Source organism: uncultured Rhodococcus sp., assembly GCF_963525155.1.
Lineage (GTDB): Bacteria > Actinomycetota > Actinomycetes > Mycobacteriales > Mycobacteriaceae > Rhodococcus_F > Rhodococcus_F qingshengii.
The window spans coordinates 1-2,604 of the sequence record NZ_CAURKP010000333.1; the positions used below are offsets into that span (position 1 = coordinate 1).

Sequence of the window (2,604 nt, forward strand, 5' to 3'; positions counted from 1 at the left end):
CGAAGGATTATTACCGGGTGACGGAGGAACGGTTGCAGGACCTCGATCACCTGCACGCCTTCATTCAACGGACTGCCGACGTATTGCCCCTGCCGAAAAAGAAGTCGCCGAAGAAGAAGGCGCGGACGTAAATTCTGCACCTACTTTTGAGAGAACCGTAACGCCCGATGAATCAAGGTGATCCCACACGAAGTCGTAGGTGGGTGCTGCATCTCGACATGGATGCGTTTTTCGCTTCCGCCGAGCAGTTGACGCGTCCCACTCTGCGAGGTCGCCCGGTGCTGGTCGGCGGCTTGGGCGGGCGCGGGGTGGTGGCCGGGGCAAGTTACGAAGCGAGAGTTTTCGGTGCGCGATCGGCAATGCCGATGCATCAAGCACGCCGGATGGTCGGTGGTGGAGCGGTGGTATTGCCGCCACGGATGTCCCTGTACTCGGTTCTCAGTAAACGCACGTTCGACGCGTTGCGCCTTCGTATGCCGATCCTCGAGCAACTGTCGGTGGACGAGGCTTTCGGGGAACCGGTGGAGTTGGCCGGTGTCGGAGCTGACGAGGTCCGCGCGTTTTGCGAGGACCTGCGGGCGTTGATCAAAGCCGAGACCGGGTTGGTCGCTTCGATCGGGGCCGGCGCAGGTAAGCAGGTCGCCAAGATCGCGTCGGGACTGGCAAAGCCCGACGGCGTCGCAGTCATTCCTCCCGGGATGCAGCACGAGTTGCTCGATCCACTGCCGGTGCGGAAGCTCTGGGGGATCGGCCCTGTTGCCGAGGAAAAGCTCAAGCGTCTCGGCATCGAAACCATCGGAGGGTTTGCCCGCACTCCCATAGCGGAGGTGGCGTCGATACTCGGAACCACTGTCGGACCGGGGTTGCATCGGCTCGCACAGGGGATCGACGATCGGCCGGTCGCCGAGCGTGCCGAATCCAAGCAGATCAGCGCGGAATCCACGTTCGCCGCAGACATCGTCACGATGGCGCAACTGCGCGCCGCCGTCGAAAGTAGTGGTCGCGCAGCATTTTCCAGGCTGGAGAAGGACGGAAGAGCTGCTCGCACCGTCGTACTGAAGCTCAAGAAGTCCGATATGAGTATCTTGACTCGATCCGTGACGCTGCCGTTTGCCACCATCGACCGCCAAATCCTCATCGCGACTGCGCAGAAACAGGTCATCGATCCACAGGAATTGGGGCCGATTCGCCTGGTCGGTGTGGGATTCGCCGGTTTGTCCACCGTTCGGCAAGGATCACTTTTTCCCGAGTTGGATCAGGATGTTCCCGGCTATCCGGTCGAGACTCTCACGGGCGCCCTCGATGAGGCCGAACTCGACGTTCCGGTGGCCGCACGCGTGCCTCAGCGCTACTGGCACCCCGGTTTGGACGTGAAGCATCCAGAATACGGACACGGTTGGGTGCAGGGTGCCGGGCACGGAGTGGTGACAGTTCGCTTCGAAACCCGTTCCAGCGGAACGGGAATAGTCAAAACCTTCGCCGAATCGGATGAGGTGCTCGAGGTAGCAGATGCGGTCGACAGCCTTCTCTGAGGATGTCCTTAGACTTTTTCCGCGTACCGTTGGGTAATGTTGTCGACGATCCTCGAGCAAGCACGATGTTCGACTGACGCTCGAATGTGAACACCCGAATGGATAGGACTGAGAAGTTGAAGCTTCAGAAGATGACCGTTGCAGCCGTGGCGATCGCAGCAGCCCTGACGATGACCGCTTGTGGTTCAGACGGAGGAGACTCCGACAAGACGACTTCGGCGAAGCCTACGACCACCACCTCTGCGGCAGCGACGACCACCGTTGAACTGCCGACGTCTGCTGAGCTCAACGGCAAGGTCGCCCAGGCACTCGACGAGACCGTTCCGGCCGCAGACAAGGTCAACCTCGTCCAGGGCGCCGAGCAGGATCCCGAGCTGATCAACCAGGTCGCCGCTGCCGCCAAGGCTGCCGGCGCGCAGGTCGAGATCCTCGACCCGGTCACCGACACGGGCAGCGAGACGGCAGCAGCTTCGCTGAACATCGTCGTCAACGGCCAGCCGCTGCAGCAGGGCCTGCAGGCGTCGTTCGTCTACGAAGACGGCGTCTGGAAGCTCTCGAAGACCACCGCTTGCCAGATCGTCGGCGTTGCAGGTTTGACCTCGCCGGCTTGCGCTGCTTGATCTCTCGGTAACACCTGAAACACCAGAGCGGCCGCCGACTCCCGAAGGGGAGTGGGCGGCCGCTCTTCACGTGGTAAGCGACGTCAGTGATGGAATCCCTCGGTGACGCGCGGCCGCGGCATCGGGCTGTCCAGTTCGTCGAGGAACGCGGTTTCCTCTTCGATGATGCGCAGCAGATTGGCCGCCAGGTCCATGCTCAGTCCGTTACGAACCACGATGCGCTGCACTGTCAGATCCGCGAGATCGTCCGGCATGGGGTAGGCCGGCACCAACCAGCCCTTGCCTCGCAACCGGTCCGAGAGGTCGTACAGCGTCCAGTTGGACGTGTGCCCCTCGGCAAGGCGCCACGCGAAGACCGGGATGTCGGAACCGTCGTTCCACAGTTCGAACGCGTCGAGTTTCCCGATCCCTTCGGCGAGAAATTTCGCCACGTCCTGGGAGGACTGCTGGAT

At 61.9% G+C, this 2,604-nt stretch carries 2 protein-coding genes and 1 pseudogene; 2 read left to right on the plus strand and 1 reads right to left on the minus strand.

Features of this window, described 5'->3' with window-relative positions; translation table 11 throughout:
* Positions 1 to 167 precede the first annotated feature (167 nt).
* Positions 168 to 1,532: a DNA polymerase IV gene (locus RWT78_RS29090; protein ID WP_314682933.1), complete on the plus strand. Its 1,365-nt coding sequence runs from the start codon at positions 168 to 170 to the stop codon at positions 1,530 to 1,532.
* 131 nt (positions 1,533 to 1,663) lie between these two features.
* A complete protein-coding gene (locus tag RWT78_RS29095) occupies positions 1,664 to 2,152 on the plus strand; it encodes a hypothetical protein (protein WP_230587603.1) in 489 nt (162 codons plus the stop codon).
* An 83-nt stretch (positions 2,153 to 2,235) separates the two neighbouring features.
* Here RWT78_RS29095 and RWT78_RS29100 read toward each other — a convergent pair.
* Positions 2,236 to 2,604: pseudogene (locus RWT78_RS29100) on the minus strand (glutamate decarboxylase); the annotation flags it as partial.

Bases quoted from the DNA above. Each gene is read 5' to 3' on its own strand.
- RWT78_RS29090 (WP_314682933.1), top strand. From the start codon at position 168: ATGAATCAAGGTGATCCCACACGAAGTCGTAGGTGGGTGCTGCATCTC.
- RWT78_RS29095 (WP_230587603.1), top strand. From the start codon at position 1,664: ATGACCGTTGCAGCCGTGGCGATCGCAGCAGCCCTGACGATGACCGCT.